Below are 26,610 nucleotides of genomic sequence, written 5' to 3'. Positions count from 1 at the left end.
TGAGCGCCCGCTCAGTAGGTCGGCGCCCACGCGCAGCAGTGCCATCCCGCACCTGGAGGAGAGCCAACGTGCCTCGTACCGTCAGGGACGTCGTCTTCGTCGACGGCGTCCGCACCCCGTTCGGCAAGGCGGGCCCGAAGGGCATCTACCACGAGACCCGCGCCGACGACCTCGTCGTGAAGGCGATCCGGGAGCTGCTGCGCCGCAACCCGGACCTGGACCCCAAGAAGATCGACGAGGTCGCCATCGCCGCGACCACGCAGATCGGCGACCAGGGCCTGACGCTGGGCCGCACGGCCGGCATCCTCGCGGGCCTCCCGCAGTCCGTCCCGGGGTACTCCATCGACCGCATGTGCGCCGGCGCGCTGACCGCCGTGACCGCCGTCGCGGGCGGTGTGGCCTTCGGTGCGTACGACGTCGCCCTCGCCGGCGGTGTCGAGCACATGGGCCGCCACCCCATGGGCGAGGGCGTCGACCCGAACCCGCGCTTCGTCTCCGAGAAGCTGGTCGACGAGTCCGCCCTGTTCATGGGCATGACCGCCGAGAACCTGCACGACCGGTACCCGACGATCACCAAGCTCCGCGCCGACGAGTACGCCGTGCGCTCGCAGGAGAAGGCCGCCAAGGCGTACGCCGACGGCAAGATCCAGCAGGACCTGGTCCCGATCTCGGTGCGCAACACCAACGAGGCGGTCGGTGAGACGGGCTGGGGCCTGGTCACCTCCGACGAGCCGATGCGCCCGGGCACCACGCTGGAGAACCTGGCCGGCCTGAAGACCCCGTTCCGTACGCACGGCCGGGTCACCGCGGGCAACGCCGCCGGTCTCAACGACGGCGCCACCGCCGCGATCATCGCGTCCGAGGACTTCGCCCGCGAGAACAACCTCCCGGTCAAGATGCGCCTCGTCTCCTACGCCTTCGCGGGCGTGGAGCCGGAGGTCATGGGCTACGGCCCGATCCCGGCCACGGAGAAGGCCCTCGCGCAGGCGGGCCTGTCCATCGAGGACATCGGCCTGTTCGAGGTCAACGAGGCTTTCGCCGTGCAGGTGCTGGCCTTCCTGGAGCACTACGGCATCGCCGACGACGACGCCCGCGTGAACCAGTACGGCGGCGCGATCGCGTTCGGCCACCCGCTGGCCTCCTCCGGCGTCCGCCTGATGACGCAGCTGGCCCGCCAGTTCGAGGAGCAGCCGCACGTCCGCTACGGCCTGACCACCATGTGCGTCGGCTTCGGCATGGGCGCCACGGTCATCTGGGAGAACCCGAACTTCGACGCAGAGGGAGACTCCAAGTGAGCACCACCGCTGAGCTCCTGAAGGGCGCGGCCGAGCTGTTCCCGGACGAGGTCGTCACGTCCGCGCACGTCCGCCACCTGGACCTGCCGTTCGGCGCCGGGCGCTTCGCGCTCGTCACGCTGGACAACGGCTTCGACCACACCAAGCCGACCACCTTCGGCCCGCAGTCGCTCGCCAACCTGAACGCGGCGATCGACCAGGTCGAGCAGGAGGCCACCGCCGGCACCATCGTCGGCGCGGGCATCACCGGCAAGCCGTTCATCTTCGCCGTCGGCGCCGACCTCAAGGGCGTCGAGCTGCTGAAGAAGCACGACGAGGCGCTCGCCATCGGCAAGGGCGGCCACGACGTCTTCAAGCGCCTCTCCGCGCTGGCCGTCCCCACCTTCGCGTACTACAACGGCGCGGCGATGGGCGGCGGCGTCGAGGTCGGCCTGCACTGCTCCTACCGCACCGTCTCGAAGGCCATCCCGGCCTTCTCCCTGCCCGAGGTCTTCCTCGGCCTGGTCCCGGGCTGGGGCGGCTGCGCCATCCTCCCGAACCTGATCGGCGCGGAGCGCGCGGTCTCGGTCATCATCGAGAACTCGCTGAACCAGAACCGGCAGCTGGGGGGCAAGCAGGTCTTCGAGCTCGGCATCGCCGACGCGATCTTCGAGGGCGCCGACTTCCTGGAGCAGTCCCTGATCTGGACCGCGAAGGTCCTGAAGGGCGACACCGAGGTCGTCCGCGCCGAGGTCGAGCGCGGCGAGGCCTGGGACGCGGCCGTCGCCAAGGGCCGCGCCATCGCGGACTCCAAGGTGCACGGCGCCGCTCCGGCCGCCTACCGCGCGCTGGACATCATCGCCGCGGCCAAGGACGGCGACCTCCAGGCCGGCTTCGACGCCGAGGACCAGGCCCTCGCGGACCTGATCATGGGCGGCGAGCTGCGCTCGGGCATCTACGCCTTCAACCTGGTCCAGAAGCGCGGCAAGCGCCCGGCCGGCGCCCCGGACAAGTCCCTGGCCCGTCCGGTCACCAAGGTCGGCGTCGTCGGCGCGGGCCTGATGGCCTCGCAGCTGGCGCTGCTGTTCCTGCGCCGTCTGGAGGTGCCGGTGGTCCTCACCGACATCGACCAGGAGCGCGTGGACAAGGGCGTGGGCTACGTGCACGCCGAGATCCAGAAGCTGCTCGGCAAGGGCCGGATCAACCAGGACAAGGCCAACCGCCTGACCGCCCTGGTCACCGGTGTCCTGGACAAGGCCGAGGGCTTCGCGGACGCGGACTTCATCATCGAGGCCGTGTTCGAGGAGATGTCCGTCAAGCAGAAGGTGTTCGCGGAGGTCGAGGCGGTCGCCCCGGCGCACGCGATCCTCGCCACCAACACCTCCTCGCTGTCGGTGTCGGAGATGGCCTCCAAGCTCCGGCACCCGGAGCGCGTGGTCGGCTTCCACTTCTTCAACCCGGTCGCGATCCTCCCGCTGCTGGAGATCGTCCGCGGTGAGCAGACCGACGACGCCTCGCTGGCCACGGCCTTCGGTGTCGCCAAGAAGCTGAAGAAGACCGCGGTCCTGACGAAGGACGCCCCGGCGTTCGTCGTGAACCGCATCCTGACCCGCTTCATGGGCGAGATCCAGAACGTCATCGACGAGGGCACCCCGGTGGCCACCGCCGAGAAGGCCATCGAGCCGCTCGGCCTGCCGATGTCCCCGCTGGTGCTGCTGGAGCTCGTCGGCCCGGCGATCGGCCTGCACGTCTCCGAGACGCTGAACCGTTCCTTCCCGGAGCGCTTCACCGTCTCCCCGAACCTCAAGCGGGTCGTCGAGGCGGGCAAGCGCGGCTTCTACGTCTACTCCGCCGAGAACGGCTTCAAGCCGGAGCTGGACCCCGAGGTCGCCGCCCTCCTGGTGCAGGGCGACTCCGTCCTGACGGAGGAGCAGGTCCGCGACCGCGTCCTGGACGCGGTGGCGCAGGAGGTCGGCCTGATGCTGGAGGAGGGTGTCGTGGCCGAGGCCCAGGACATCGACCTCTGCCTCATCACCGGTGCGGGCTGGCCCTTCCACCTGGGCGGCATCACCCCGTACCTGGACCGTGAGGGCGTCTCGGAGCGGGTGAACGGCAAGAAGTTCCTCGCCCCGGGTGTCGCCAGCGTCCCGGCGTAACACGCGCAGAGAAAGAGAGGAGGGCCCCGTCCGCACCCGGTGCGGACGGGGCCCTTCCCGTTGTCTCACCTGCGGCCGAGCCGGCCGCTCTTGACCAGGCGCTGGGCGGCCGGCGAGGCCGGGTTGATGGTCAGGGCCTGCCGGCCGGCCTGGCGGCGCAGGTCGTCCCCGTGTTTGCCGAGCTTCGCCGCGGTCTCCGCGATCCGCAGCCAGACCAGGGCGCGCCCGCTGTCCGCGGAGATCTGCATGGCCCGCTCGATCCGCCGCCTGGCCTGGTCGGTCTCCTTGCGGCGGATGTGGGCCTGGGCCATGCCGATGAGCAGGTCCAGGTTCTCCTGCTCGGCGAGCAGCCGGGCGCCGACCTCCAGGACGCCCCGGTCGTCCTTGGCCTCGACCAGAGAGGCGAACCCGTTCATCGTCACGTCGGTGACGGGCGCCTCGTCCGGCTCCGCGCGCTCCCCTGCGCCGCGCAGGGTCCAGCCCAGGCCGCGCCGCCACTTCCAGGTGCGCGGGCCGGGCAGTTCCAGGCGGCTGCGGGTGCGCTCGTTGAAGTGCATGGACAGCTCGGGGCGGCCCTCCCACTGGTCGACGGCCGCCGCGACGTACTCCTCGGCCACCGGGCGCAGGAAGGCGTACCGCTTGGGCTGCATGCAGTAGCCGACGGCCTGGACGTACGGGGTGACCTCGGCCCGGACGTGCTCGGCGTCCAGGATCCGGTCGGCCGGGGCGGCGGTCGGCACGTCCAGGTCGGGGACCAGGGCGTGGGTGAGGGTGGCGGGGATGCGGTTGCTGTTGGCATAGGGCCGCATGCGCCGGATGACCTCCAGCGCGCCGATCTGGGCGACGGGGATCCCGAAGAGGGTGCGGGCGGTGAACAGGCCGGTGGAGAAGCACCCGATCACCTGACGGGGGCGCAGGTAGGCGAAGACGGTCTCGGCGAGGACCGGGACGTCCAGGACGAGGAAGGGGACGCCCGCCTCGCGGGCGGCCGCGGCGAGGGTGTCGGAGAGGCTGGAGGGGGCGCTGGGGTGCGGTTTGAAGACCACGGAGGTGTGGCCGAGCCGTACCGCGTGCTCGAACATGCGCCGGTGCAGCTCCTCCTCTTCCTCCTCGGTGAGGATGCCCAGGGGGGAGAGGTACTGGCCGAGGAGGAGCGCGGTCTGCGGTCCGCCTTCGGCGAGCTGCGGCGGGACCACCCGATCGAGGATCGGGCGGCACTCCTCGGTGAGCTCCGCCACCAGTTCGAGGACGGCCCCGGTGCGGACGGGCTCCGAGGGGATCCCGTACTCGGTGAGGAGCATGGGGAGCAGGGTGGGGATCAGGTCGAGGTAGAGGACCCGGTCGATCCGGCCGTGGAGGGGGCGGGGCAGGTCGTTGCGGGTGGGGCCGTAGCTCATGACCCCGTCGGCGTACACGGCGAGGGTGGCGTCGGAGAAGATCTTGCAGAGCGTCTGGGCGGGCTTGACCTGGATGGACTCGACGACGAGCTCCAGGGGGCCGGGCCGGATCCCCATCTTCTCCCCCATGACGGTGCGCCAGAGGGGGGCGTCCTCGTCGCGGGGGGCCCACAGCGACGGGTGGAAGGGGTAGATGAGGTCGTTCCAGTAGACGACCCGGTGGAAGCGCGCGAGGACGGCGGCGGCGCCGGGCATCCGGTGCAGCGGGGTGGCGACCTCGGGGATGTCGACGTTGTTGCACACGAGCAGGATGCGCTCGCGGTCGTCCCGGCCGAACTGCCCGGCGTCGATGGCGGCGGCCACCGTCATGGCCCCGTAGAGGGTGGAGGCGGCGAATACGCGGGTCATCGGGCGGCGGCACCCGGGTGCTGGGCCAGCAGTGCTCTGAGCTTGTTCACGCGTGCGGAGTCCATTCCTGCCAGGGTCCCCTCCAGGATGTCCTGGGGAAGGTCGAAGAGGGTCTGCGCGCTGCGTTCCCACAGCAGGCCCCGGGTGGGTTCGTCGTAGTCGCCGGCGCGGTCCATGTGAATGACGACGAGGGCGCACAGAGTTCGCATGGCCTTGAACGAGAGTTCATATCCGCGCGGGTGGTGCGCGAGTTCGTCGAAAACCAGCCGGAAGGCGGGAAGGAAGTCCAGCTGCCGTTCGTCGGGGATCTTGGTGAGTGAAGTGGACACATCACGGCGGTAGAAGACGCCGTGCAGGTCGACCACTCCGAAGGAGCGCATCCGCAGGTGCAGCTGGTAGAACCAGTGCCGGTCCTCGGCGGTGCGCAGGGTCTCCTCGAAGAACAGCGCGCCCGCCCCGAGGAGGCGCTCGCGGTCGTAGATGCCCGCCCAGACCGAGGGGTAGTCGATGAAGGTGGACGCGTCCACCGGCCCCATGTAGTCCAGGGGATTCAGCGGAAGGGCCCTCGGGGCGAGCGGGGGCATGACGATCTTCCGTTTCCTGCCGTAGACCCGGACATGGCCGGTCCTCAGGAAATCGACCCCCGACTGGCCCATCCAGCCGACGAGTTGTTCGAGATATCCGGGGGCGTACCAGTCGTCGCCGTCGAGAAAGGTGAAAAATCGGCCGCGGGCCGCGGCGAGGCCGATGTTCCGGGTCGCCGATATCCCCATGTTCCGCTCATTGCGGATGAGTACGGCACCGGGAATGCCGGGTATCATCTCCCGCAGGATCTCTGATGTCCCGTCAACGGACGCGTCGTCCACCACGATGAACTCGAAGTCCTCCCGGGCATTCAGGGCCAGGGACTTCAGCGTCGTCCGGCAGAAGTCGCGGACGTCACACATCGCGACGATCACCGAAAGGGTCACCATCGTCGGCACTCACCTTCTCCCATTCACCGACACCCGGCCATCATGTCAGAGCACCCGGGAGAACCCGAACGGCGCTTGGGGGTGTGACGTACAACTCCCCTGCCCTTCGAGGCCTATTCGTGACACATAAGGCTCAGGTGAGGATGTAAGGTCTAACGGGCCGTGCGGCCGTCCCGCCCGAGCCCGCGCCCTGCTGCGGGCACCGCCGACAGCAGTCGGGCACCGCCGACCGACCGGGAATCCACCAGTGCGCATCCACGTGCTCGCAGACTCCGACACCCGCTGGAAATGGGGCGCGGGGCTGGCGGTGGGTCTGGCGCCGGGCAGCGAGGTCCACGCGCACATGCTGCGCGGCCGGAGCACTCCGACCGCGCGCCAGCTGGCGGAGGTCGGCATCACCCCCTCCTCGATCACCGAGGCCACGCTCGCCGAGTTCGCGGCGGCCCCCGCCCTCGCCGCGGCCGACGTGATCATCCTGGGCACGGTCGGCGGCGCCACCCACGCGGCCCTGCACGCGCTGGCCCGCCGCTTCGCCGGCGCCCTGCACCGGCCGATCCTGATGACCGGTTACGTCGGCGTCGTCTACGAGAAGATGGCCGACGGCCTCCTGCTGCGCGCGGGCGCCGATATCGTCCTCGCCAACAGCCCTTTCGACCGGCGCCGTTTCACCGAGGTGTACGAACCCCTCGGAATTCCTGCGTCCAGCATCGTCCAGACGGCGCTTCCCTTTCTCGACCAGCGCCCCTACGACCCGAACCGGACTTTCGCCGAACACCCTTATACGGTGTGCTTCGCCGTCCAGCCCTCTGTACCCGCCGACCGCACCGGCCGGATGTACATGCTGCGCCGCGCGATATCCCACGCGCGGCTGCGCCCGGGGCGCGACGTCCTCGTCAAACTCCGCAGCAGACCCGGTGAGGCGACCACCCATGTGGAGGCGTTCCACTACCAGGTCCTGGCGGAACAGCTGGACGAACCGCTGCCGCCCAATCTGCATTTCGTGTACGGCAACATGTCGCAGACCCTCGACCGCACCGATCTCCTCGTGACCGTCAGTTCCACGGCCGCCCTCGAATCCATGCACCGGGGAATGCCCACCGCCATTCTGAGTGATCTCGGCGTCCGCGAGGTGCACGGAAACCACTACTTCACCGGTTCCGGCTGCGTCACCGACTGGACCGCCATAGACGACGGCGCCGCCCCGATCGCCCGCGAATCCTGGACGGCCGACCAGGGAATCCGCTCCACCGACCCCTTCGGCGAACTCCGGCGGCGGATCCTCGAATTGCGCAGCCGTCCGCTGCCGCCGGTCACCCCCTACTACACGGCCGACAGCGCGCCCGAATACGTCGGCACGCTGCTGCGCCGCCGGGGCCTGAACCCCGACGGCTCCCCCGGCCCGGGTGCCGCCGCGGCCCGCTCCCGCGGCCCGATGAAGCGCACCTCGCGGCGCGTCCTCAAGGTCGCCTACCAGTTCGGGGTCCAGCGCGTGGCCCCGAAGATCCAGCAGTGGGGCGGCGTATGAACGCCCCCACCCCCCTCCAGGAGAGCAGCCCCGTGAACGTCACCGCCGTCATACCCGCCCGGGGCGGCTCCAAGGGCATCCCCGGCAAGAACGTCGCCGACGTCGGCGGCGTACCGCTCGTGGCCCGCGCCGTCCGGGCCTGCCTGGGCGCCGCCCACGTCACCCGGGTCGCCGTCTCCACCGACGACGCGGCGATCGCCCGCGCCGCCCGGGAGGCCGGCGCCGAGGTGGTGGACCGCCCGGCCGAGCTGGGCTCCGACCGGGCCTCCAGCGAGTCCGCGCTGCTGCACGCCCTGGACGTGCTGGAGGAACGTCACGCCGAGGCCGTGGACGTGCTGGTCTTCGTCCAGTGCACCAGCCCGTTCACCACCTCCGAGGAGGTGGACGAGACCGTGCTGGCCCTCGTCCGCGACGGGGCCGACTCCGCCTTCACCGCCGTGCCCTTCCACGGCTTCCTGTGGACCGCCGACCCCGGCGCCGGCCCCGGCCACCGGGCACAGGGCGTCAACCACGACAGCGCGGTCCGCCTGCGCCGCCAGGACCGCACGCCCGAGTACCTGGAGTCGGGAGCCGTGTACGCCATGCGCACCGAGGGCTTCCGCCGCAGCGGGCACCGCTTCTTCGGCCGGACCCAGCTCGTCCCCACGGCCCCCGAGCGGGCCATCGAGCTCGACGAGCCCGGCGACCTCGACCGGGCCCGGGCCCTGGCCCCCCTCCTGGACGCCCCCCAGACTTCGGCGACCCCGTCGCCGCGACCCCAGCAGTACCCCGGAAAGGAACTCTGAACAGTGGTGCACAGCAACCGGATCCGCCGGATCGGGAACAGGGAGGTCGGCGCCGGCCGGCCCGCCTATGTGATCGGTGAGATCGGGATCAACCACAACGGTGAGCTGGCGAACGCCCTCGCCCTCGTCGACGCGGCCGCCGACGCGGGCTGTGACGCGGTGAAGTTCCAGAAGCGCACGCCCGAGATATGCACCCCGCGCGACCAGTGGGACATCGAGCGGGACACCCCGTGGGGCCGGATGACCTACATCGACTACCGCCACCGCGTGGAGTTCGGCGAGGAGGAGTACCGGGCCATCGACGAGCACTGCGCCCAGCGCGGCATCGACTGGTTCGCCTCCCCCTGGGACACCGAGGCCGTCACCTTCCTGGAGAAGTTCGACGTGCCCGCCCACAAGGTGGCCTCCGCCTCCCTGACCGACGACGAGCTCCTCCTGGCCCTGCGCGCCACGGGCAAGACGGTCATCCTGTCCACCGGCATGTCCACGCCGCAGCAGATCCGGCACGCGGTGGAGGTGCTCGGCAGCGAGAACATCATCCTGCTGCACGCCACCTCCACCTACCCGGCCAAGGCCGAGGAGCTGAACCTGCGGGTGATCAACAGCCTGGAGGCGGCCTACCCCAACGTGCCCGTGGGCTACTCGGGGCACGAGACGGGCCTGCAGACCACCGTGGCCGCCGTCGCCATGGGCGCCTGCGCCGTCGAGCGGCACATCACCCTCGACCGCGCCATGTGGGGCTCCGACCAGGCCGCCTCCGTCGAGCCCGGCGGCCTCGCCCGCCTCGTGCGCGACATCCGCACCATCGAGACCGCCCTCGGCGACGGCGTCAAGAAGGTCTACGACTCCGAGCTCGGCCCGATGAAGAAGCTCCGCCGCGTCCAGGGCGCCCTTTCCGCCGAGGGCGTGACGGCCTCGGCATGAGCGACACCCTCGCCCTGGTGGAGAGCCCGGCTCAACTACTGAACGTCCTGGAGTGGGCCCACGCCCACCCGGGCGAGGCGTCGTCCCTCACCATCGCCGTGCTCCAGCCGGTGGACCCGCGCTCGCGCGCGCAGGTCCGCCGGCTGTGCCGGTACGCCTCGCAGGCCAAGGTGGCCTGGCGGCGCTACGAGGTGCGCGCGGGGTACCTGGGGCGGGCCGGCGAGCTGGTCCGGCTCGGCCGGGCGGTCGCCGCGGCCCGCCGCCTGGTGATCGGGGACCTGTTCTCCCGCACCATCCAGCTGCTGCTGCCGCGCTCCCGGGCCCGCGAGGTGGTCGTCGTCGACGACGGCACCGCCACCACCGAGCTGGTGGCCCTGCTGACGAGCGGACAGCAGCTGACCCGCTGGCACCAGGGGGACGTCAAGTCCTCCAAGGGCGGCCCGGTCAACCGGTGGCTGGCCCGCGAGGAGCTGGAGCGGGCCGTCTTCTTCACCTGCATGCCGGTGGCCGCCCCGCCGGGCGCCGAGGTGCGCCCCAACGAGTACGCCTGGAGCCGGGCCACCTTCGGCCCGGCGCGGCCCCGGCCCGGCGCGGACCTCGCGGGCAGCTCCCTGGTGGAGACCGGGGTCATCGACGAGGACCGCTACATCGACGCCGTCGGCTGGATCGCCCGCAGCCGGGCGGCCGGACGCTATCTCGCGCACCGCCGGGAGAGCACGGCCAAGCTGGAGCGGATCGCCGGGCTGACCGGGATGGAGATCGTCCACCCCGAGCTGCCGCTGGAGCTGACCGCGCTGACCGAGCCCATCGGGCTGTCCCTGCTGACCTTCGCGTCCACCATCGCCTACACCCTGCCGATCGTGCTGCGCGGTGCGCCGGTACGGGTGGAGCTGTGCGAGATCGACGACGCCTGGATCACCCCGGACACGGCGGCCCGCTCGGTGGACTTCCTGCGGCGCATCTCCAGCCTGGCGATCGCCCGGCACGGCCTGGCCAGCATCCCGCCGCAGGGGCGGCGGTGGACGGGCGGCCGGTCAGAAGCGCTGCCAGCGGCCCAGTGAGAGGCCGGAGCTGTCCTTCTGACGGTTGACCAGCAGCTCCCCGCGGGCGCTGATCGAGGCGATGACGACCAGTCCGCGGGCGTCGACGGCGAGGGCCGGGGACTCCAGGCACTCCTCGCCGATCTCGGTCCACCACAGCCCCGCCGCCTCGTGCTCCGTCGGGTAGGCGGCGAGGACGGTACGGCCGCCCACGGCCCGGTGGGCCAGCACCGTGCAGTCGTACCCGTCGACCAGCGCCCGGACGGCGGCCACCGCCCCGTAGGCCGGTCCGCCGCCCAGGGCCATGACCCCGGCGCCCTCGCGGTGGGCGAACACCCCGCTCCCGTCGGCCGCGTGCCAGAAGTGGGTGACGCGTCCCGGACCCGTCTCCAGGGCGCGCACCGACCCGTCCAGGGCGAGGTACGGGACGTCCTCGCCCCTCTCCAGGGGGCCGCCCGGCCCGTTCTGGGCCCAGAAGGAGAGCCCCTTCTCGCCCGGGGCGGCGAACCATATCCGGCCGTCGGCGGTGGAGGAGGCGCAGCAGCCCTCGAAGGTCATGCTGCCCCGCAGGTCCTGCCAGGCGGCCCAGCCGCCCTTCCTGTCCTGGCGCTTGACGTGGATGCCCCGCCCGTTGTTGCGGACGAAGACGTGCGGCGTGCCCTGGGCGTCCACCGTCACGGCCGGCGGGCCGCCGCGCAGCGACATCTCGACGTTGTGGTAGAGGGTGCCGAGGGAGTCCCAGGGGCCCATCGGGCGTCCGCTCTGGTACTGCACGGCGTGGTGGTAGGTGAGGGTCTCGGTGCCGTCGCCGCCCTCGGCGCGGGCCCGGCGCCGGCCCGCGAAGTGGGCGTATCCGTCGGGGCCCTGACCCACCGAGAGGTCGGTCAGCCCGTCGGCGGGGAAGAGGTCGGGGCCGCTCCAGTCGGGGCCGCCGGGGACGCGCTCGGTCCAGCGGAGCAGACCGCCCTCGGCGCGCGCGTAGGCGGTGAGCCGTCCGTCCTTGCCGGCGAGGACCCAGCGTCCGGCCAGGGGTCCCAGGGCCACGGAGTTCCAGTCGCGGGCGCCGGGGCCGCCGGGCCCCGGGGGGCGTCCGGGGGATTTGTTCGGACTGCGTCTGGATCGCGTCGCCATGGACCGCAAGCAACCCTTCCCCCGCACGATTCGAACAGAATCAGGATACCCCGGGGGTCGTCCGGCGGGCCTCTGCGTCTATGTTGGAGCCCGCGCTCCCCCGCCGCACTCCCCCCGCCACCCGTTCGGAAGGACCGGTCCCCGGGCATGACTTCAGACGCCACCGCCACCGCCACGACCACGCCGGAGTCGGAGCCGTCGCCGTCGCCGGAGCAGGCCCCGGCCCGCTCGCGCGCGAGCCGGATCCGCCGGGGGCTGGCCTGGACGGCGGCCGTCCTGGTCCTCGGCTCGGCCGGAGCGGGCTGGTGGGTCTACAGCCACCTCGAGGGGAACATCGACAGCGTCGACCTGGACCGGGCCATCGGTGCGGACAACCGGCCGCCGAAGGTGGTCGAGAAGGCCCAGAACGTCCTGGTGCTCGGCTCCGACTCGCGGGCCGGGGCCAACGGCGAGCTCGACCACGGCAACGTCAGCGGAGCCCGCTCCGACACGGCGATGCTGGTGCACATACCCGAGGGCCGGTCCCGGGCCACCGCGGTGAGCATCCCCCGCGACACCCTGATCACCCGGCCCGAGTGCAAGGACCAGGACGGGAAGACCGTCCCGGAGGCGAACCGGGTCATGTTCAACTCCGTCTACTCGGTGGCCGGCCCGGCCTGCGTGGTCAAGACCGTCGAGCAGCTGTCGGGCATCCGCGTCGACCACTTCGTCGAGGTGGACTTCGCCGGGTTCAAGGGCCTGGTGGACGCCCTCGGCGGCGTCACCGTCACCCTCGACCAGCCGATGACGGGTGCGAAGGGCGGCCTGAAGCTCGACGCGGGCACCCACCGGCTGAACGGCACGGACGCGCTGAAGTTCGTCCGCACCCGCTACGGCTACGGCGACGGCAGCGACCTCGGACGCATAGGCCTCCAGCAGCAGTTCATGCTCGCGATGCTCTCCGAGATCAAGAAGCAGGACGCCCTCGGCAACCCGGCCCGGCTCTACAAGCTCGCCGACGCCGGCACCAAGTCCCTGACCACCGACTCCGACCTGGCCTCGCTCAGCGCGCTGGCCGACTTCGCGCAGAGCATGAAGGGCGTGGACCCCTCCACGATGGAGACCATCATGCTTCCGGTGGCGTACGACAAGGTGGACCCGAACCGGGTGGTGATCGCACAGGAGCAGGCCTCCCGGCTGTGGGAGGCCCTGCGCACCGACCAGAAGGTGCCCGCCTCGGCGAAGGACTCCCCCGCCAAGGGAGGCGGCAAGGGCGCCAAGTCCCCGGCGCCCTCGCCGTCCCCGTCGGCCTAGGCCGTACGCGCTCCGGCGGCCGCTCCTAGAACTCCGCGTCCCGGCCGGCCTGGGCCAGGCGGCTCTTGCGCTTGCCGTACAGGAAGTAGACGACCAGGCCGATCACCATCCAGATCGCGAACCGCAGCCAGGTCTCGGCCGGCAGGTTGAGCATCAGCCAGAGCGAGGCCGCCATCGACAGGATCGGCACCACCGGCACCCACGGGGTGCGGAAGGACCGGTGCAGGTCGGGGCGGGTCTTGCGCAGGATGATCACGCCGAGGGCCACCACGACGAAGGCGAACAGGGTGCCGATGTTGACCAGCTCCGCGAGCTTCTCCAGGCTGGTGAACCCCGCGACGACGGCGATGATCGAGCCGAGCAGCACGGTGGCCCGGTAGGGCGTGCGGAACTTCGGGTGGGTGACGGAGAAGACGCGCGGCAGCAGTCCGTCACGGCTCATGGCGAAGAACACGCGGGTCTGCCCCAGGAGCAGGATCATGCACACCGTGATCAGGCCGATGGCCGCACCGAGGCTGATGGCTCCGGAGAAGAAGGGCTGGTCGACGGCTTTGAACGCGGCGGCGAGCGGGGCGGTCGGAGACATCTCCTTGTAGTACTGCATACCGGTGACCACGATCGTCACGGCGACGTACAGCAGGGTGCAGATGAGCAGCGAGCCCAGGATGCCGCGCGGCATGTCCCGTTGCGGGTTCTTGGTCTCCTCGGCCGCGGTGGCCACGACGTCGAAGCCGATGAAGGCGAAGAAGACGAGGGAGGCCGCGGTGAAGATGCCCATGACGCCGAAGTTGGTGGGCTGGTAGCCGAACATCAGCTGGACCAGGGGCGCCGTCCAGCCGCTGCCGCCCGTTTGCGGCTCGGCCGGCGGGATGAACGGGGAGTAGTTGTCGGCCTTGATGAAGAACGCGCCCGCGACGATGACCAGCAGGACCACGAAGACCTTGATGGCGACGACGATCGCGGTGATGCGGGCCGACAGCTTCGTCCCGATGACGAGGATCGCGGTCAGCGCCAGGACCAGCAGGAAGGCCAGCAGGTCGAAGTGCCCGCCGTCGTCGGGTCCGGACAGCGCGGTGGGCATGTCCCAGCCGAGGTTCGTGTGCATGAGGTGGCGCACGTACCCCGACCAGCCGACGGCCACGACGGCGGTGCCCAGGGCGAACTCCAGGACGAGGTCCCATCCGATGATCCAGGCGGGCAGTTCTCCGATCGAGGCGTAGGCGAAGGTGTACGCCGACCCGGCCACCGGGACGGTGGACGCGAACTCGGCGTAGCAGAGGGCCGCGAGGGCACAGACGACGCCCGAAACCACGAAGGAGAGGGCGGTGGCGGGCCCGGCGTTGTTGCGGGCGGCGATGCCCGTCAGGACGAAGATGCCGGTACCGATGATGACACCGACACCGAAGACGGTCAGGTCCCAGGCCGAGAGGGATTTGCGGAGCGCGTGCTCCGGCTCCTCCGTGTCCCGGATGGACTGTTCCACCGTCTTGGTACGGAACGGGCTGTTGAGATCCGAGCTCACCGACGCACCTCCCACGAAGTACGCGAACGGGCCGGGAGGCCCACCCTTCAAGGGTGATCTCCCGGCCCGTGTGGTGCAACCGCGCGACCGCGGCGCCCGCCGCGGTACGGCTAGTCGACGGTGGCGGCCGGCTCGCTCTCGAAGCGGCCGTCCAGCTTCGCGACCAGGCCGGTGACCTGGCGCGCGATGTCCGGGGCGGTCAGGCCGATCTCGGCCATGATCTCCTTGCGCAGCGCGTGGTCGAGGAAGCGCTGCGGGATGCCGAAGTCGCGCAGCGGCACGTCCACGCCCGCGTCCCGCAGGGCCTGCGCGACGGCGGCGCCGACACCGCCGGTGCGGCCGTTGTCCTCGACGGTGACGACGACCCGGTGCCGTTCGGCGAGCGGGGCCATGGCCTCGTCCACCGGCTTGACCCAGCGGGGGTCGACTACGGTCGAGGAGATGCCCTGCTTGTCGAGCAGGTCGGCGATCTCCAGGCACATCGGAGCGAGCGCGCCGACGGAGACGAGCAGCACGTCGGGGCGGGTGACCTCGGGGGCCGGCAGGCGCAGCACGTCCATGCCGCCGACCTTGCCGACGGCCGGGACGGCCGGTCCGACGACGCCCTTGGAGTAGCGCACCACGGTCGGGGCGTCCTTGACCTCGACGGCCTCGCGGAGCTGGGCGCGCAGCTGCTCGGCGTCGCGCGGGGCGGCGAGCCGCAGGCCGGGGACGACCTGGAGGATGGACATGTCCCACATGCCGTTGTGGGAGGCGCCGTCGTCGCCGGTGACACCGGCGCGGTCCAGGACGAAGGTGACCCCGCACTTGTGCAGGGCGACGTCCATGAGGACCTGGTCGAAGGCGCGGTTGAGGAAGGTCGCGTAGACCGCGAAGACCGGGTGGACGCCGCCGGTGGCCAGGCCGGCGGCCGAGGTGGCCGCGTGCTGCTCGGCGATGCCGACGTCGTAGATGCGGTCCGGGAAGGTGTCCGCGAACTTCTTCAGGCCGACCGGGTGGAGCATCGCCGCGGTGATGCCGACGATGTCCTTGCGCTCGTGGCCGAGCTTGACCATCTCGTCGGCGAAGACGGAGGTCCAGCTGGCGGCGGAGGCCTTGACCGGCAGGCCGGTGTCGGGGTGGATCGGGCCGATGCCGTGGAAGCGGTCGGCCTCGTCCTGCTCGGCGTGCGTGTAGCCGCGGCCCTTCTGGGTCAGGCAGTGCACGATGACCGGGCCGCTGAAGCGCTTGGCGCGCTGCAGGGCGGACTCCAGGGCCTCGATGTCGTGGCCGTCGATGGGGCCGATGTACTTCAGGCCGAGGTCCTCGAACATGCCCTGCGGGGCGATGAAGTCCTTGAGGCCCTTCTTGGCGCCGTGCAGGGTCTCGAAGAGCGGCTTCCCGACGACGGGGGTGCGCTCCAGGATCTCCTTGCCGCGGGCCAGGAAGCGCTCGTAGCCGTCCGTGGTGCGCAGGGTGGCGAGGTGGTTCGCGAGGCCGCCGATGGTGGGGCCGTACGAGCGCTCGTTGTCGTTGACGACGATGACGAGCGGGCGGTCCTTGGCGGCGGCGATGTTGTTCAGCGCCTCCCAGGCCATGCCGCCGGTGAGGGCGCCGTCGCCGATGACGGCGGCGACGTGGTGGTCCTCGCGGCCGAGGACCTCGTTGGCCTTGGCGAGGCCGTCGGCCCAGCCGAGGACCGTCGAGGCGTGCGAGTTCTCGATGACGTCGTGGTCGGACTCGGCGCGCGAGGGGTAGCCGGACAGGCCGCCCTTGGAGCGCAGGCCCGCGAAGTCCTGGCGGCCGGTGAGCAGCTTGTGGACGTAGGCCTGGTGCCCGGTGTCGAAGAGGACCTTGTCCTTCGGCGATTCGAAGACCCGGTGCAGGGCGATCGTCAGTTCGACCACGCCGAGGTTGGGGCCGAGGTGCCCGCCGGTCTTGGAGACGGCATCGACCAGGAAGGACCTGATCTCGGCGGCGAGCTGGGTGAGCTCCTCCTGGCTGAGCCGGTCCAGATCGCGCGGTCCCTTGATGCGGGTCAGCAGCACCCGTGCCTCCTTGCAGTTGCTGGCTGGTCTGTCGAGTCTAATGTTCCGCTCGCGGGCGGATTCATCGGGCGGTGCCGGGAGGGGTACGCCCATGGTCATACCTGTACACCTCACGGCGGAATCACACCTCCCAAACGGACGTATAACCGCACACTCATACGTACATACGTACGCACAGGTGCCCGGCGCCACGCGGAGTGGCACCGGGCACTGTGACGGGTCTTACCGTCGGGGGCGAGGCCCCGGGCGCGCGGTCAGGCGCGTCCGGCGGTCTTCTGGGTCTTGCGGGTGACCGAGTCGATGACCACGGTGGCGAGCAGTACGGCACCGGTGATCATGTACTGGATCGGAGTCGCGATCCCCTCCAGGGCCAGACCGTACTGGATGGAGGTGATGACCATGACGCCGAGGAGGGCGTTCCAGGTCCGGCCGCGGCCGCCGAAGAGGCTAGTGCCGCCGATGACGGCCGCCGCAATCACGTTCATCAGCAGGTCGCCGGCGCCGGCGCTCTGGTTGGCCGCCGCGATCTTGGAGGCCCAGAAGAGCCCGCCGACGGCGGCGAAGGTGCCGGAGATGGAGAAGACCGCGATGCGGATGGCGTTGACGTTGATGCCCGCGCGGCGGGAGGCCTCGACGCTGCCGCCGAGGGCGAAGACGTTGCGGCCGAAGGTGGTGCGGCGCAGGAGGAAGTCCGTGCCGACCAGGGCCACCACGAAGAGCACCACCGCGAGCGGCAGGCCCTTGTACTGGTTGAAGACGACCGCGGGACCGAAGGTGAACACGGCCAGCAGGCCGGTGCGGAGCAGGATCTCGGAGAGCGGGCGCGAGGGGACCCCGGCGGCCGCCCGGCGGCGGTTGTCGAGGAAGGTGGCGAGGAAGTACACCGCCGTGGCGAGCGCCGCGAGGCCGTAGCCGGCGGCCACGTCCGAGAAGTAGTACGTCGTCAGCTGCCCGACCACGCCGTCGGGGTCGAGGTTGATGGTGCCGTTGCTGCCGAGGATCTGGAGCATGGCGCCGGACCAGAACAGCAGGCCCGAGAGGGTGACGGCGAAGGCGGGGGCGCCGATCTTGGCGAAGAAGAAGCCGTGGATCGCGCCGATCAGGGCGCCGCCGGCGACGGCGGCGAGGATCGCGAGCCATTCGTTGACGCCGTGGGTCACGGCGAGGACGGCGACGATCGCGCCCGAGACACCGCTGACCGAGCCGACCGAGAGGTCGATCTCGCCGAGCAGCAGGACGAAGATGATGCCGACGGCGATCATGCCGGTGGCGACCATCGTGATCGCGATGTTGGAGAGGTTCTCCGGGGAGAGGAAGTTCGAGTTCAGGCTCTGGAAGATGCCCCAGATGATGATCAGGCCGAGGACGACCGGGATCGAGCCCAGGTCGCCCGCCTTCATCTTGCGGCCGAACTCGCTCAGGTAGCCGGACAGGCCCTGCTCGCGCACCAGGAGGCGGGGGTCCACCACCGGGATGGCGTCCGCCGGCGCGGCGGGGTTGGCCAGCCGGGCCACCTCTTCCGCGTGGGTGTGGTGTTCGGTGCTCACTTGCGGGCCTCCCCGGTGCGGGCCGCCCGGCGGGTCACGGCGTTGTCCGTGGCCCCGGTGATGGCGGAGATGATCTCTTCCTGCGAGGTGTCGGCGACGTTGAAGACACCGTTGTTGCGGCCCAGCCGGAGTACCGCCACCTTGTCGGCGACGGCCTTCACATCGGCCATGTTGTGGCTGATGAGGATGACGGCGTGGCCGCGCTCGCGCAGCCGCTCGACCAGGTCGAGGACCTGGGCGGTCTGCTCGACGCCGAGGGCGGCGGTGGGCTCGTCGAGGATGACGAGCTTGGGTTCGCCCAGCATCGAGCGGGCGATCGCCACCGTCTGGCGCTGACCGCCGGAGAGGGAGGCGATGGGGATCCGGACACTGGGGATCCGGATGGACAGGGTGGTCAGGAGCTCGCGGGCGCGGCGCTCCATCTCCACCTCGTCGAGCACGCCGTAGCGCTTGAGCTCGCGGCCCAGGAAGAGGTTGCCGACGACGTCGATGTTGTCGCACAGCGCGAGGTCCTGGTAGACGGTCGCGATGCCGAGGTTCTGGGCGTCGTGGGGCTTGCCGATGGAGACCGGACGGCCCTCCCACTCGATGACTCCGTCATCGATGGGGTGCACGCCGGCGATCGTCTTGACCAGCGTGGACTTGCCGGCGCCGTTGTCGCCGACCAGGGCGACCACCTCACCGGAGTGGATCTCGAGTTCTACGTCGGTCAGGGCCTGGACGGCGCCGAACCGCTTCGAGACCCCTCGCAACGCCAGCACGGGCGCAGCGGACACATGAACCATCTCCTTCGCCGCCTGACCGGCGGGGATGTCGTGCAAAAGAGCAGGAGCGGGGCGGATGGGATACGACAAGCGAAAGGTGAAACGTTTCTGCCCAGCGCCCCGCGGCTGGCGGGGGCATGAGGGGCGGGGCGCCGGGCAGGGCGGGGGGCCGGCTCTCCTCGGAGGGAGGCGGCGCGGGGCCTTACTTGAGGCCGATGGCGGCGCAGGCGGCCGCGTACTTGTCGGTGCAGATCTCGTCGACCGTGTAGACGCCGTCCTTGACGACGGTGTCCTTGATGTTGCTCTTGGTCAGCGAGACGACCGGGATCAGCACGGAGGGGACGCCCTTGGTGGTCGGGCTGTCGACCTTGTTGTTGATGATGTCGTCGGCCTTCTTGCCCTGGGCGAGGGCGACGGCCATCTCGGCGGCGGCCGAGGCCTCGGGGGCGTACGGCTTGTAGACGCTCATGAACTGCTCGCCCGCGACGATCCGCTGGACGCCCGCGAGTTCGGCGTCCTGGCCGGTGACGGGGGGCAGGGGGCTGAGACCGGCCGCCTTGAGGGCGGTGATGATGCCGCCGGCCATGCCGTCGTTGGCGGAGTAGACACCGATCACCTTGTCCTTGCCGAGCGCGGAGAGGGCGCCCGCCATGTTGGTGTTGGCGTTCTCCGGCTTCCACTCCTTGGTGTCGTACTCCTTGCCGATGTTCACCTTGCCGTCGAGGACGGAGTGCGCGCCCTTCTTGAACAGCGCGGCGTTCGGGTCGGTGACGGAGCCGTTCATCATGACGATCTGGCCGTCCTTGGCCTTGTCGCCCAGGGCCTCCAGCAGGGCCTTGCCCTGCACCTTGCCGACCTCTTCGTTGTCGAAGGAGGTGTAGCCGTCGATCGGGCCCTCCGCCAGGCGGTCGTAGGCGACGACCGGGATGCCGGCGTCCTTGGCCTTCTTGACCGAGCCCGCGATGGCCTTGGCGTCCACGGCGTCGATGATCAGGACGTTCACCTTGTTGGTGATCATCGTGTCGACCTGCGAGTTCTGCGTGGTCGCGTCCTGCTTGGCGTTGGCGTAGACGACCTGGGCCTTGCCGTTGGTGAGATCGGAGATCTTCTTCTCGATCAGCGGCTTGTCGAACTTCTCGTAGCGCGCGGTCTGGTTCTCCGGCAGGAGCAGTCCGACCTTGATCGCGTCACCGGCGGCCACGGGGCCCGAGGGCTTCTCGCCCCCCGCTTCCTTGGCGCTGCCACAGGCGGCCAGCGAGACGGCCATGGCGCCGGCGGCTACGGCAACAGCGGCTCTACGCATACGCGTGTTCATGAAGTGAACCTCCCTGACGAGGCCGCAACACCGCGGCCGAGGTGGATGTGAGTCAACCCCGGCCGCGAGTTTGCCGTCAAGGAGTGAATCCTTAACGAGATGACAACGGAGTCATCCGTTATCTAAATGAAGACACGACGGCGGGAGTACGCATCCCACCCCCATTTTCCGCCAAAAGCGTCGAATCGCCCATCTCGCTGAGTACGAGCGCGAGCGCGCCGAGCACCTCCGCGCGGGCTCCCAGCGACCCCGTCAGGACCGACAGCTGCCGGGCCGCGCTCGGGATCGCGTACCGCCCCACGGATTCGCGGATCGGCGCCAGGACCAGCTCGCCCGCCTCCGCCAGCGAGCCGCCGAGCACGATCCGGCTGGGGTTCAGGAGGTTGCACAGGCTGGCCGCGCCGCTGCCGACGTGCCGCCCCACGTCGGCGATGACCCGGCGGCAGCCCGGATCGCCCTCGCGGGCCAGCTCGACCACCCGCTCCATCGTCAGTTCCGGCCCGTGGCTGCCCTGGAGCAGGGGCAGCACGTAGCGGGCGGCGGCGAAGGTCTCCAGGCAGCCGCGGTTGCCGCAGCGGCAGACCGGGCCCGACTCGTCCAGGGTGATGTGCCCGATCTCCCCGGCCGTGCCGCCGGGGCCGCGGTAGATCTGCCCGTTGATCACGAGGCCGGCGCCCACACCGCTCGCGACCTTGATGTACGCCAGGTCCCTGACCCCGCGCCCGCTGCCCCACACCAGCTCGCCGAGGGCGCCGAGGTTCGCGTCGTTGTCCACGTAGACGGGCACGCCGAGGCGCTGCGAGAGCTCCTGGCGCGGGTTGATCCCCGCCCAGCCCGGCAGGATCGCGGTCGACCCGAGGGTGCCGGACTCCACGTCGATGGGGCCCGGGACGCCGAGCCCGACGCCGATGACCTTGTCCCGGGCCACGCCGACCTGCTCGACCAGCCGTCCGACCAGCGCCTCCGCGCGGTCGAAGCCGTCCACCCAGGAGGCGTCCACGTCCAGCGGCTCGGACTCCTCGGCCAGCACCTGGTGGGCCAGGTTGCCGACGGCCACCCGCAGGTGGGTGTGGCCGAAGTCCACGCCGATCACGATGCCCGCGTCCCCGCTGAGCGAGACGCTGCGCGCCCGCCGACCGCCCGCCGAGGTGTCGGTGACCTCGACGGTCCCGCCCTCCTTGAGCTCGCGGACGATGTTGGAGACCGTGGCCGCCGACAGTCCGGTGGTGCGGGCGATCTCCGCCTGCGTCAGCGAACCCGCGAGGCGCACCGCCCGCACGACCCGTTCGAGATTCGCGCGATGCAGCGAGGACTGCGATCCGGGAGTCTGCACGACCCATCCACTCCTGCCCATAAGCGACGGCCATCCGTCGCCCCCCGGCCGGTCGTCGCGGTAGGTGTTCCGAGACCCCGGCTTCTCTCCAACTTGTGAACCTTAAGTCGAGCCTTTGGCCCCTGAGACGTCAAGGCCCTGAGGCAGACGGAAAAGGACACCGCAGGCCAAAAGGGTGAACACCACCCTCCGAGATCGTGTTACGGTCGCTGAGGCGCCCCGTCCTCTGCGGCCTTCCGGCCGGACCCGGCGCCGTGTACTGACGGCGCGACGCGAGGAGGTGTTCGGGATGAGTCCCGATCGAAGTCTTCGCCGCGTCCTCGCCGGCTGACCGTTTCCGCAGGGAACCGTTCTCTCCGAACCGTTCTTTCCCGGGGAACCTTTCCCCTTCCTTCCGCATGCCCTGACTCTCCTGTCAGGCATACGTCATCCGTGTCCACGGCGCACCCCGTGGCGGCCCCCGCCGCCCCGCGCCGCACCATGACCACTCCACGTGACCGCGCGGCTCCGCGCTGCCCGGACGCGGTGGAGGGAGGTATTCGTCATGACCATGCTCACCCCCCGTTCCCCGGCGAAGCTCGCACCGCCGGGCCGGACCCGCCGCGAGCGCAAGGCCGCCGAGCTGGAGGCCGCCACCCGTCTCGTCGGCGAGCGCCTCGCCGCGATCAGCACCCGCCCGGTGGTGCGGGTCCTCCAGGAGGCCGACTCCTCCCGGGGCGGCCTCACCCACGGCGAAGCGGTGCGCCGCCTGGGGCTGCACGGCCCCAACGCCGTCGCCCGGGAGCGCACCCCGCCGTGGCCGGTGCAGCTCGCGAAGGCGTTCTGCAACCCCTTCATCGGCGTGCTGGTCTTCCTGGCCGCCGTCATGTTCTGGCAGGACCCGAAGGACCCCGGCGTCCTCATCCTCTCCGTGATGGTGGCGCTCAGCGGACTGCTGCGGTTCTGGCAGGAGTACCGCTCCGGCCGCGCCGCCGACGCCCTGAAGCGGCTCGTCACCACCACCTGTGCGGTGCAGCGGCGGGCCGGCAGCGGCTCGGTGGCGACCACGCTCGAGATCCCCATGGACCAGGTGGTCCCGGGCGACCTCGTCAGGCTGGCCGCCGGCGACCTGATCCCGGCCGACCTGCGGCTGATCACCTCCAAGGACCTGATGGTCAGCCAGGCGGCCCTGTCCGGCGAGTCGTTGCCGGTGGCCAAGGCCGACGCCTCCCCCGGCACCGAGGACCTCGGCCGGCCCGGGACCACCGACCCGGTGGAGGCCGACAACCTCTGCCTGATGGGCACCTCGGTCACTTCCGGCACCGCCACCGGCGTGGTCGTCGCGACCGGCTCCGACACCTACTTCGGCTCCATGGCCGGCACCCTCGTCGGCGAGCGCCCGCAGACCAACTTCGACAACGGCGTGCGCAGGGTCAGCTTCCTGCTGATCCGCTTCATGCTGGTCATGGTCCCGGTCGTCTTCATGGTGAACGGCCTGACCAAGGGCGACTGGAACGAGGCCTTCCTGTTCGGTGTCGCCGTCGCGGTGGGCCTGACCCCCGAGATGCTGCCGATGGTCGTCTCCGCCAACCTGGCGCGCGGCGCGATGGCCATGTCCCGGCGCAAGGTCGTCGTCAAGCGGCTCAACGCCATCCAGAACCTGGGCGCCATGGACGTGCTCTGCACGGACAAGACCGGCACGCTGACCGAGGACCGGATCGTCCTGGACCGCTACCTGGACGTGCACGGCGACGAGGACGGCGAGGTCCTGGAGTACGGCTACCTCAACGCGCACTTCCAGACCGGCCTGCGCAACCTGCTGGACCAGGCGGTCATCGACCGTGTGAACGAGGCCGAGGAGGTTGTCGTCGACGCACGGTTCACGATGGTCGACGAGATCCCCTTCGACTTCGCCCGACGGCGGATGTCCGTGGTCCTGAACCGCAACGCGATGGTGGACGGCCCCGGCCGCTCCGAGCACGTGATGATCACCAAGGGCGCGGTCGAGGAGGTCCTGGACCTCTGCGGCCACATGACCGACCGGGGCGAGCGGGTGGAGCTCACCGAGGAGCTGCGCCGGCGCGCCAGGGCGATCGCCGAGGACAACAACCGCAGGGGCCTGCGGGTGCTGGCCGTGGCCACCCGGCGGATCGACGTCCCGCGCGACACCTACACCGTCGCGGACGAGGAGCGGCTGACCCTGGTCGGCTTCCTCGCCTTCCTCGACCCGCCGAAGGCCTCCGCCGCCCGGGCCCTGCAGGGCCTGGCCGACAAGGGCATCGCGGTCAAGGTGGTCACCGGCGACAACGAGCTCGTCGCGGCGCGGGTCTGCGCCGACGTCGGCATCGCGGTGGGCCACGTGGTCCAGGGCTGCGAGGTGGACGCCCTCGACGACGCCGGCCTGCGCGCGCTGGCCGCCCGTACGACGGTCTTCGCCAAGGTCAACCCGGTCCAGAAGGCGCGGATCGTCCGGGCCCTTCAGGCGGACGGCCGCACGGTCGGGTTCCTCGGGGACGGCATCAACGACGCCGCCGCGCTGCGGGACGCCGACGTCGGCATCTCGGTCGACACCGCCGTCGACATCGCCAAGGAGTCGGCGGACATCATCCTGCTGGAGAAGGACCTGACCGTCCTGGAGCAGGGCGTGGTCCAGGGCCGGACCACCTTCGGCAACACGATCAAGTACATCAAGATGACGGCCTCGTCGAACTTCGGCAACGTCTTCTCGGTCCTGGTGGCGAGCGCCTTCATCCCCTTCCAGCCGATGCTCGCGATCATGCTGCTGGTCCAGAACCTGGTCTACGACATCGCCCAGCTGGCCACGCCCTGGGACCGGATGGACGAGGAGTACCTGCGCAAGCCGCGGAACTGGGACGCCAAGGGCATCTTCCGCTTCATGGTGACGATCGGCCCCATCAGCTCGATCTTCGACATCGCCATGTTCGTGATCATGTGGAACGTGTTCGCCGCGAACACCGTCGCGGAGGCCTCGCTCTTCCAGACCGGCTGGTTCGTCGAGGGCCTGCTCTCGCAGACCCTCATCGTGCACATGATCCGGACCCGCAAGATCCCCTTCCTCCGGTCCCGCGCCTCCTGGCCGGTGATGGTGGCGACCGTCCTGGCGGTGCTGACCGGGCTCTGGCTGCCCTTCTCGCCTCTGGCCCCCGCACTGGGCTTCACCGCCCTGCCGGCGGACTACTTCCCCTGGCTGGTCGGCGTGCTCCTCGCGTACTGCACGCTGACCCAGCTGGTGAAGACCTGGTACGTCCGCCGGTTCGGCACCTGGCTGTGAGGGGGCCGGCCTACTTGAGGGTGGCCGAGGTCAGCCCCGCCTGGATCTGGCGCTGGAAGGACAGGTAGACCACCAGCATCGGGATCATCGCGATGGTCACGCCGGCGAAGAGCACCGGCAGGTCGGTCTCGTAGCCCATCTGGTACTGGAGCTGGATCAGGCCCTGGGTGAGCATGTAGCGCTCGGGGTCCGATCCGCTCTGGGGCTGCATCAGCACGGAGGGCAGGATGTACTGGTTCCACTGGCCCAGGACGTTGAATATCCCCACGCTGATCAGGCCGGGCTTGGCCATCGGGAGCATCACCTGGAAGAAGATCCGGGTGTCGGAGGCCCCGTCGATCACCGCCGCCTCGTGCACCGCCGTCGGCAGGGTGCGGAAGAAGGAGTGCATGAAGAAGACGGTGAAGGGCATCGAGTAGGCGACGTAGACCAGGATCAGGCCCTGGTACGTGTTCAGCATGTCCAGGCGCTTGACCATGAAGAACAGCGGGACGAGCGCCAGGAACACGGGGAACATGGCCCCGCTGACGAAGAAGTAGTAGACGACCCGGTTCCCCGGGAAGGGATAGCGGGCCAGCACGTACGCCGCCATCGAGCCGAGCAGCATGGTCAGCGGCACGGAGAAGGCCAGTACGACGAGGGTGTGGCCGAAGTAGCCGCCGATCCCCTTGTCCCAGGCCCGGCCGAAGGCGTCGAAGTGCCAGTTGGTGGGCCAGCTCAGGGCGGAGGCGCCGATCTGGGAGTCGGTCTTGAAGGAGCCGAGCGCCAGCCAGACCAGGGGCAGGACGATCAGCACCGCCCAGACGGCGAGGAAGCCGTGGGAGAAGACGTTCAGCACCGTGCCCTCGGAGCGGGCCCTGCCGCCGCCGTCGGGGCGGCCGCCTCCCCCGGACCGTTCGGCGGCGGACTCGCCGGGTGCCTTGACAACTGTGGTCATCGGGTCTCCCGCTCAGAACTCGATGCGCTCGCGGCGGGTGGCGCGCAGCGTGACGACGGAGAGGATCATGGTCAGGACGAGCATCACGACGCCCATGGCGCACGCGTAGCCGCTCTTGCCGAAGTAGAGGAAGTTGCGCATCAGCACGGTCGCCATGACCTCGCTGTGGTGGTCCGGGCCGCCGCCGAACTGGCCGGAGGTCATGGTGGACACCAGGACGAACATGTCCATGGCGGCGATGCCCAGGTAGACCGCCGAGGTCTGCACGGAGTCCCACAGCAGGGGCAGCGTGACCCTCAGGAAGGTCTGGGCGCGGCCGGCGCCGTCGAGCAGGGCGGCCTCGTAGATGTCCTTGGGGACGGACTGCATGGCCGCCGAGAAGAGGACCAGGTAGAAGCCGACCCCGTGCCAGACCACCACGAGCAGCAGGCACCACAGGACCAGGTCGGGCTGGTTGAGCCATTCGACGGGGTGGGCCGGGTCGACCAGGCCCGCCTTGGCGAGGAATCCGTTCAGCAGGCCGCCCGCGTCACTGCGGTACACCGCCCCGAAGAGGACCGCGAGGATGGCGAGGGAGAGGACCTGCGGGAAGAAGTAGACGATCTTGTAGAAGGCCGAACCGCGGACGCCGCGCACCCCGCCGGCCCCGCTGCGCCCTCCCGCGTTCACCATGAAGGCGAAGAAGAGGGCCAGCAGGATGGTGATGACGGGGACGAACACCAGGAGCAGCAGGTTGTGCCACAGGGCGCCGCGGAAGACCTCGTCCTCCATCAGGGCCGAGTAGTTCTCCAGGCCGACGAAGTCGAACGTCGGCGACTGGCCCGACCAGTTGGTGAAGGAGTAGCCGAACGTCTGAACGTACGGCCAGATGACGAAGGTCAGATACAGCGCGAGCGGCAGGACGAGGAAGCCGGCGATGAAGCCGGTCCGTCCCCTGCTCCGGGCTACTTGGCTCATGGTGTCCGTCCCTGGTGACGCCGCCGGTGG

The 26,610-nt window shown here is 70.4% G+C and carries 19 protein-coding genes; 8 read left to right on the top strand and 11 right to left on the bottom strand.

Annotation, left to right across the window (positions count from 1 at the left end; translation table 11 throughout):
- The first annotated feature begins 68 nt into the window (after positions 1-68).
- Positions 69-1,295 (top strand): thiolase family protein, encoded by a 1,227-nt coding sequence (locus ACIRBY_RS24485; protein ID WP_403903878.1) that lies wholly within the window; start codon positions 69-71, stop codon positions 1,293-1,295.
- Positions 1,292-3,430, top strand: coding sequence for a 3-hydroxyacyl-CoA dehydrogenase NAD-binding domain-containing protein (locus ACIRBY_RS24480; RefSeq protein ID WP_403903876.1), 2,139 nt, complete (start codon positions 1,292-1,294; stop codon positions 3,428-3,430). Before ACIRBY_RS24485 ends, ACIRBY_RS24480 begins: the two co-directional genes overlap by 4 nt.
- 65 nt (positions 3,431-3,495) lie before the next feature.
- Here ACIRBY_RS24480 and ACIRBY_RS24475 read toward each other — a convergent pair whose 3' ends face one another.
- Entirely contained in the window at positions 3,496-5,235 is a 1,740-nt protein-coding gene (locus ACIRBY_RS24475; protein ID WP_403903874.1) for a polysialyltransferase family glycosyltransferase, read from the bottom strand.
- Complete coding sequence (locus tag ACIRBY_RS24470) at positions 5,232-6,209, bottom strand: glycosyltransferase family 2 protein (protein ID WP_403903872.1); 978 nt, start codon at positions 6,207-6,209, stop codon at positions 5,232-5,234. The genes ACIRBY_RS24475 and ACIRBY_RS24470 overlap by 4 nt, the downstream gene beginning before the upstream one ends.
- 247 nt (positions 6,210-6,456) lie before the next feature.
- Here ACIRBY_RS24470 and ACIRBY_RS24465 point away from each other — a divergent pair, with 247 nt between their 5' ends.
- Genes ACIRBY_RS24465 through ACIRBY_RS24450 form a run of 4 tightly spaced genes read left to right on the top strand, consistent with a single transcriptional unit; the run spans position 6,457 to position 10,504 of the window.
- Complete coding sequence (locus ACIRBY_RS24465) at positions 6,457-7,734, top strand: DUF6716 putative glycosyltransferase (protein ID WP_403903870.1); 1,278 nt, start codon at positions 6,457-6,459, stop codon at positions 7,732-7,734.
- Positions 7,731-8,519 carry a cytidylyltransferase domain-containing protein gene (locus tag ACIRBY_RS24460; RefSeq protein WP_403903867.1) on the top strand — a complete coding sequence of 263 codons (789 nt, stop codon included), beginning with the start codon at positions 7,731-7,733 and terminating at the stop codon, positions 8,517-8,519. Before ACIRBY_RS24465 ends, ACIRBY_RS24460 begins: the two co-directional genes overlap by 4 nt.
- Before the next feature lie 6 nt (positions 8,520-8,525).
- On the top strand, positions 8,526-9,443 hold the full coding sequence (locus tag ACIRBY_RS24455) for an N-acetylneuraminate synthase family protein (protein WP_403904002.1): 918 nt from the start codon (positions 8,526-8,528) through the stop codon (positions 9,441-9,443).
- Complete coding sequence (locus tag ACIRBY_RS24450; RefSeq protein ID WP_403903864.1) at positions 9,440-10,504, top strand: hypothetical protein; 1,065 nt, start codon at positions 9,440-9,442, stop codon at positions 10,502-10,504. The genes ACIRBY_RS24455 and ACIRBY_RS24450 overlap by 4 nt, the downstream gene beginning before the upstream one ends.
- On the opposite strand, the gene ACIRBY_RS24445 is transcribed toward ACIRBY_RS24450, so the two are convergent.
- Positions 10,478-11,527 carry a hypothetical protein gene (locus ACIRBY_RS24445; RefSeq protein WP_403903862.1) on the bottom strand — a complete coding sequence of 350 codons (1,050 nt, stop codon included), beginning with the start codon at positions 11,525-11,527 and terminating at the stop codon, positions 10,478-10,480. The genes ACIRBY_RS24450 and ACIRBY_RS24445 overlap by 27 nt on opposite strands.
- A gap of 234 nt (positions 11,528-11,761) precedes the next feature.
- Between ACIRBY_RS24445 and ACIRBY_RS24440 the strand changes: the two genes are divergently transcribed.
- Positions 11,762-12,907 (top strand): LCP family protein, encoded by a 1,146-nt coding sequence (locus tag ACIRBY_RS24440; protein ID WP_403903859.1) that lies wholly within the window; start codon positions 11,762-11,764, stop codon positions 12,905-12,907.
- A gap of 25 nt (positions 12,908-12,932) precedes the next feature.
- On the opposite strand, the gene ACIRBY_RS24435 is transcribed toward ACIRBY_RS24440, so the two are convergent.
- The 6 genes from ACIRBY_RS24435 to ACIRBY_RS24410 form a co-directional block, all read right to left on the bottom strand.
- Entirely contained in the window at positions 12,933-14,429 is a 1,497-nt protein-coding gene (locus ACIRBY_RS24435; RefSeq protein WP_403903856.1) for an amino acid permease, read from the bottom strand.
- 110 nt (positions 14,430-14,539) lie between these two features.
- Positions 14,540-16,456 carry a 1-deoxy-D-xylulose-5-phosphate synthase gene (gene dxs / locus ACIRBY_RS24430; protein ID WP_403903855.1) on the bottom strand — a complete coding sequence of 639 codons (1,917 nt, stop codon included), beginning with the start codon at positions 16,454-16,456 and terminating at the stop codon, positions 14,540-14,542.
- A gap of 254 nt (positions 16,457-16,710) precedes the next feature.
- Positions 16,711-18,003 (bottom strand): sugar ABC transporter permease, encoded by a 1,293-nt coding sequence (locus tag ACIRBY_RS24425; RefSeq protein WP_403903852.1) that lies wholly within the window; start codon positions 18,001-18,003, stop codon positions 16,711-16,713.
- Positions 18,000-18,788 carry an ATP-binding cassette domain-containing protein gene (locus tag ACIRBY_RS24420; RefSeq protein ID WP_042818391.1) on the bottom strand — a complete coding sequence of 263 codons (789 nt, stop codon included), beginning with the start codon at positions 18,786-18,788 and terminating at the stop codon, positions 18,000-18,002. Before ACIRBY_RS24420 ends, ACIRBY_RS24425 begins: the two co-directional genes overlap by 4 nt.
- Positions 18,789-18,969: 181 nt before the next feature.
- A complete protein-coding gene (locus ACIRBY_RS24415; protein WP_403903850.1) occupies positions 18,970-20,070 on the bottom strand; it encodes a substrate-binding domain-containing protein in 1,101 nt (366 codons plus the stop codon).
- Positions 20,071-20,200: 130 nt separating this feature from the next.
- The gene (locus ACIRBY_RS24410; protein ID WP_403903847.1) at positions 20,201-21,415 is read right to left on the bottom strand and encodes an ROK family protein; all 1,215 of its coding nucleotides are present in this window, start codon (positions 21,413-21,415) and stop codon (positions 20,201-20,203) included.
- Between the two features lie 544 nt (positions 21,416-21,959).
- Here ACIRBY_RS24410 and mgtA point away from each other — a divergent pair.
- A complete protein-coding gene (gene mgtA, locus ACIRBY_RS24405; protein ID WP_403903844.1) occupies positions 21,960-24,686 on the top strand; it encodes a magnesium-translocating P-type ATPase in 2,727 nt (908 codons plus the stop codon).
- Between the two features lie 10 nt (positions 24,687-24,696).
- Here mgtA and ACIRBY_RS24400 read toward each other — a convergent pair whose 3' ends face one another.
- Entirely contained in the window at positions 24,697-25,623 is a 927-nt protein-coding gene (locus tag ACIRBY_RS24400) for a carbohydrate ABC transporter permease (protein WP_403903842.1), read from the bottom strand.
- Positions 25,624-25,635: 12 nt separating this feature from the next.
- Positions 25,636-26,580: a sugar ABC transporter permease gene (locus ACIRBY_RS24395; protein ID WP_366456526.1), complete on the bottom strand. Its 945-nt coding sequence runs from the start codon at positions 26,578-26,580 to the stop codon at positions 25,636-25,638.
- Between the last annotated feature and the right edge of the window lie 30 nt (positions 26,581-26,610).

Origin of the sequence: Streptomyces sp. NPDC096136, from assembly GCF_044763325.1 — a bacterium.
Taxonomy (GTDB): domain Bacteria; phylum Actinomycetota; class Actinomycetes; order Streptomycetales; family Streptomycetaceae; genus Streptomyces.
This window is presented reverse-complemented; position numbering and strand designations above follow the sequence as displayed.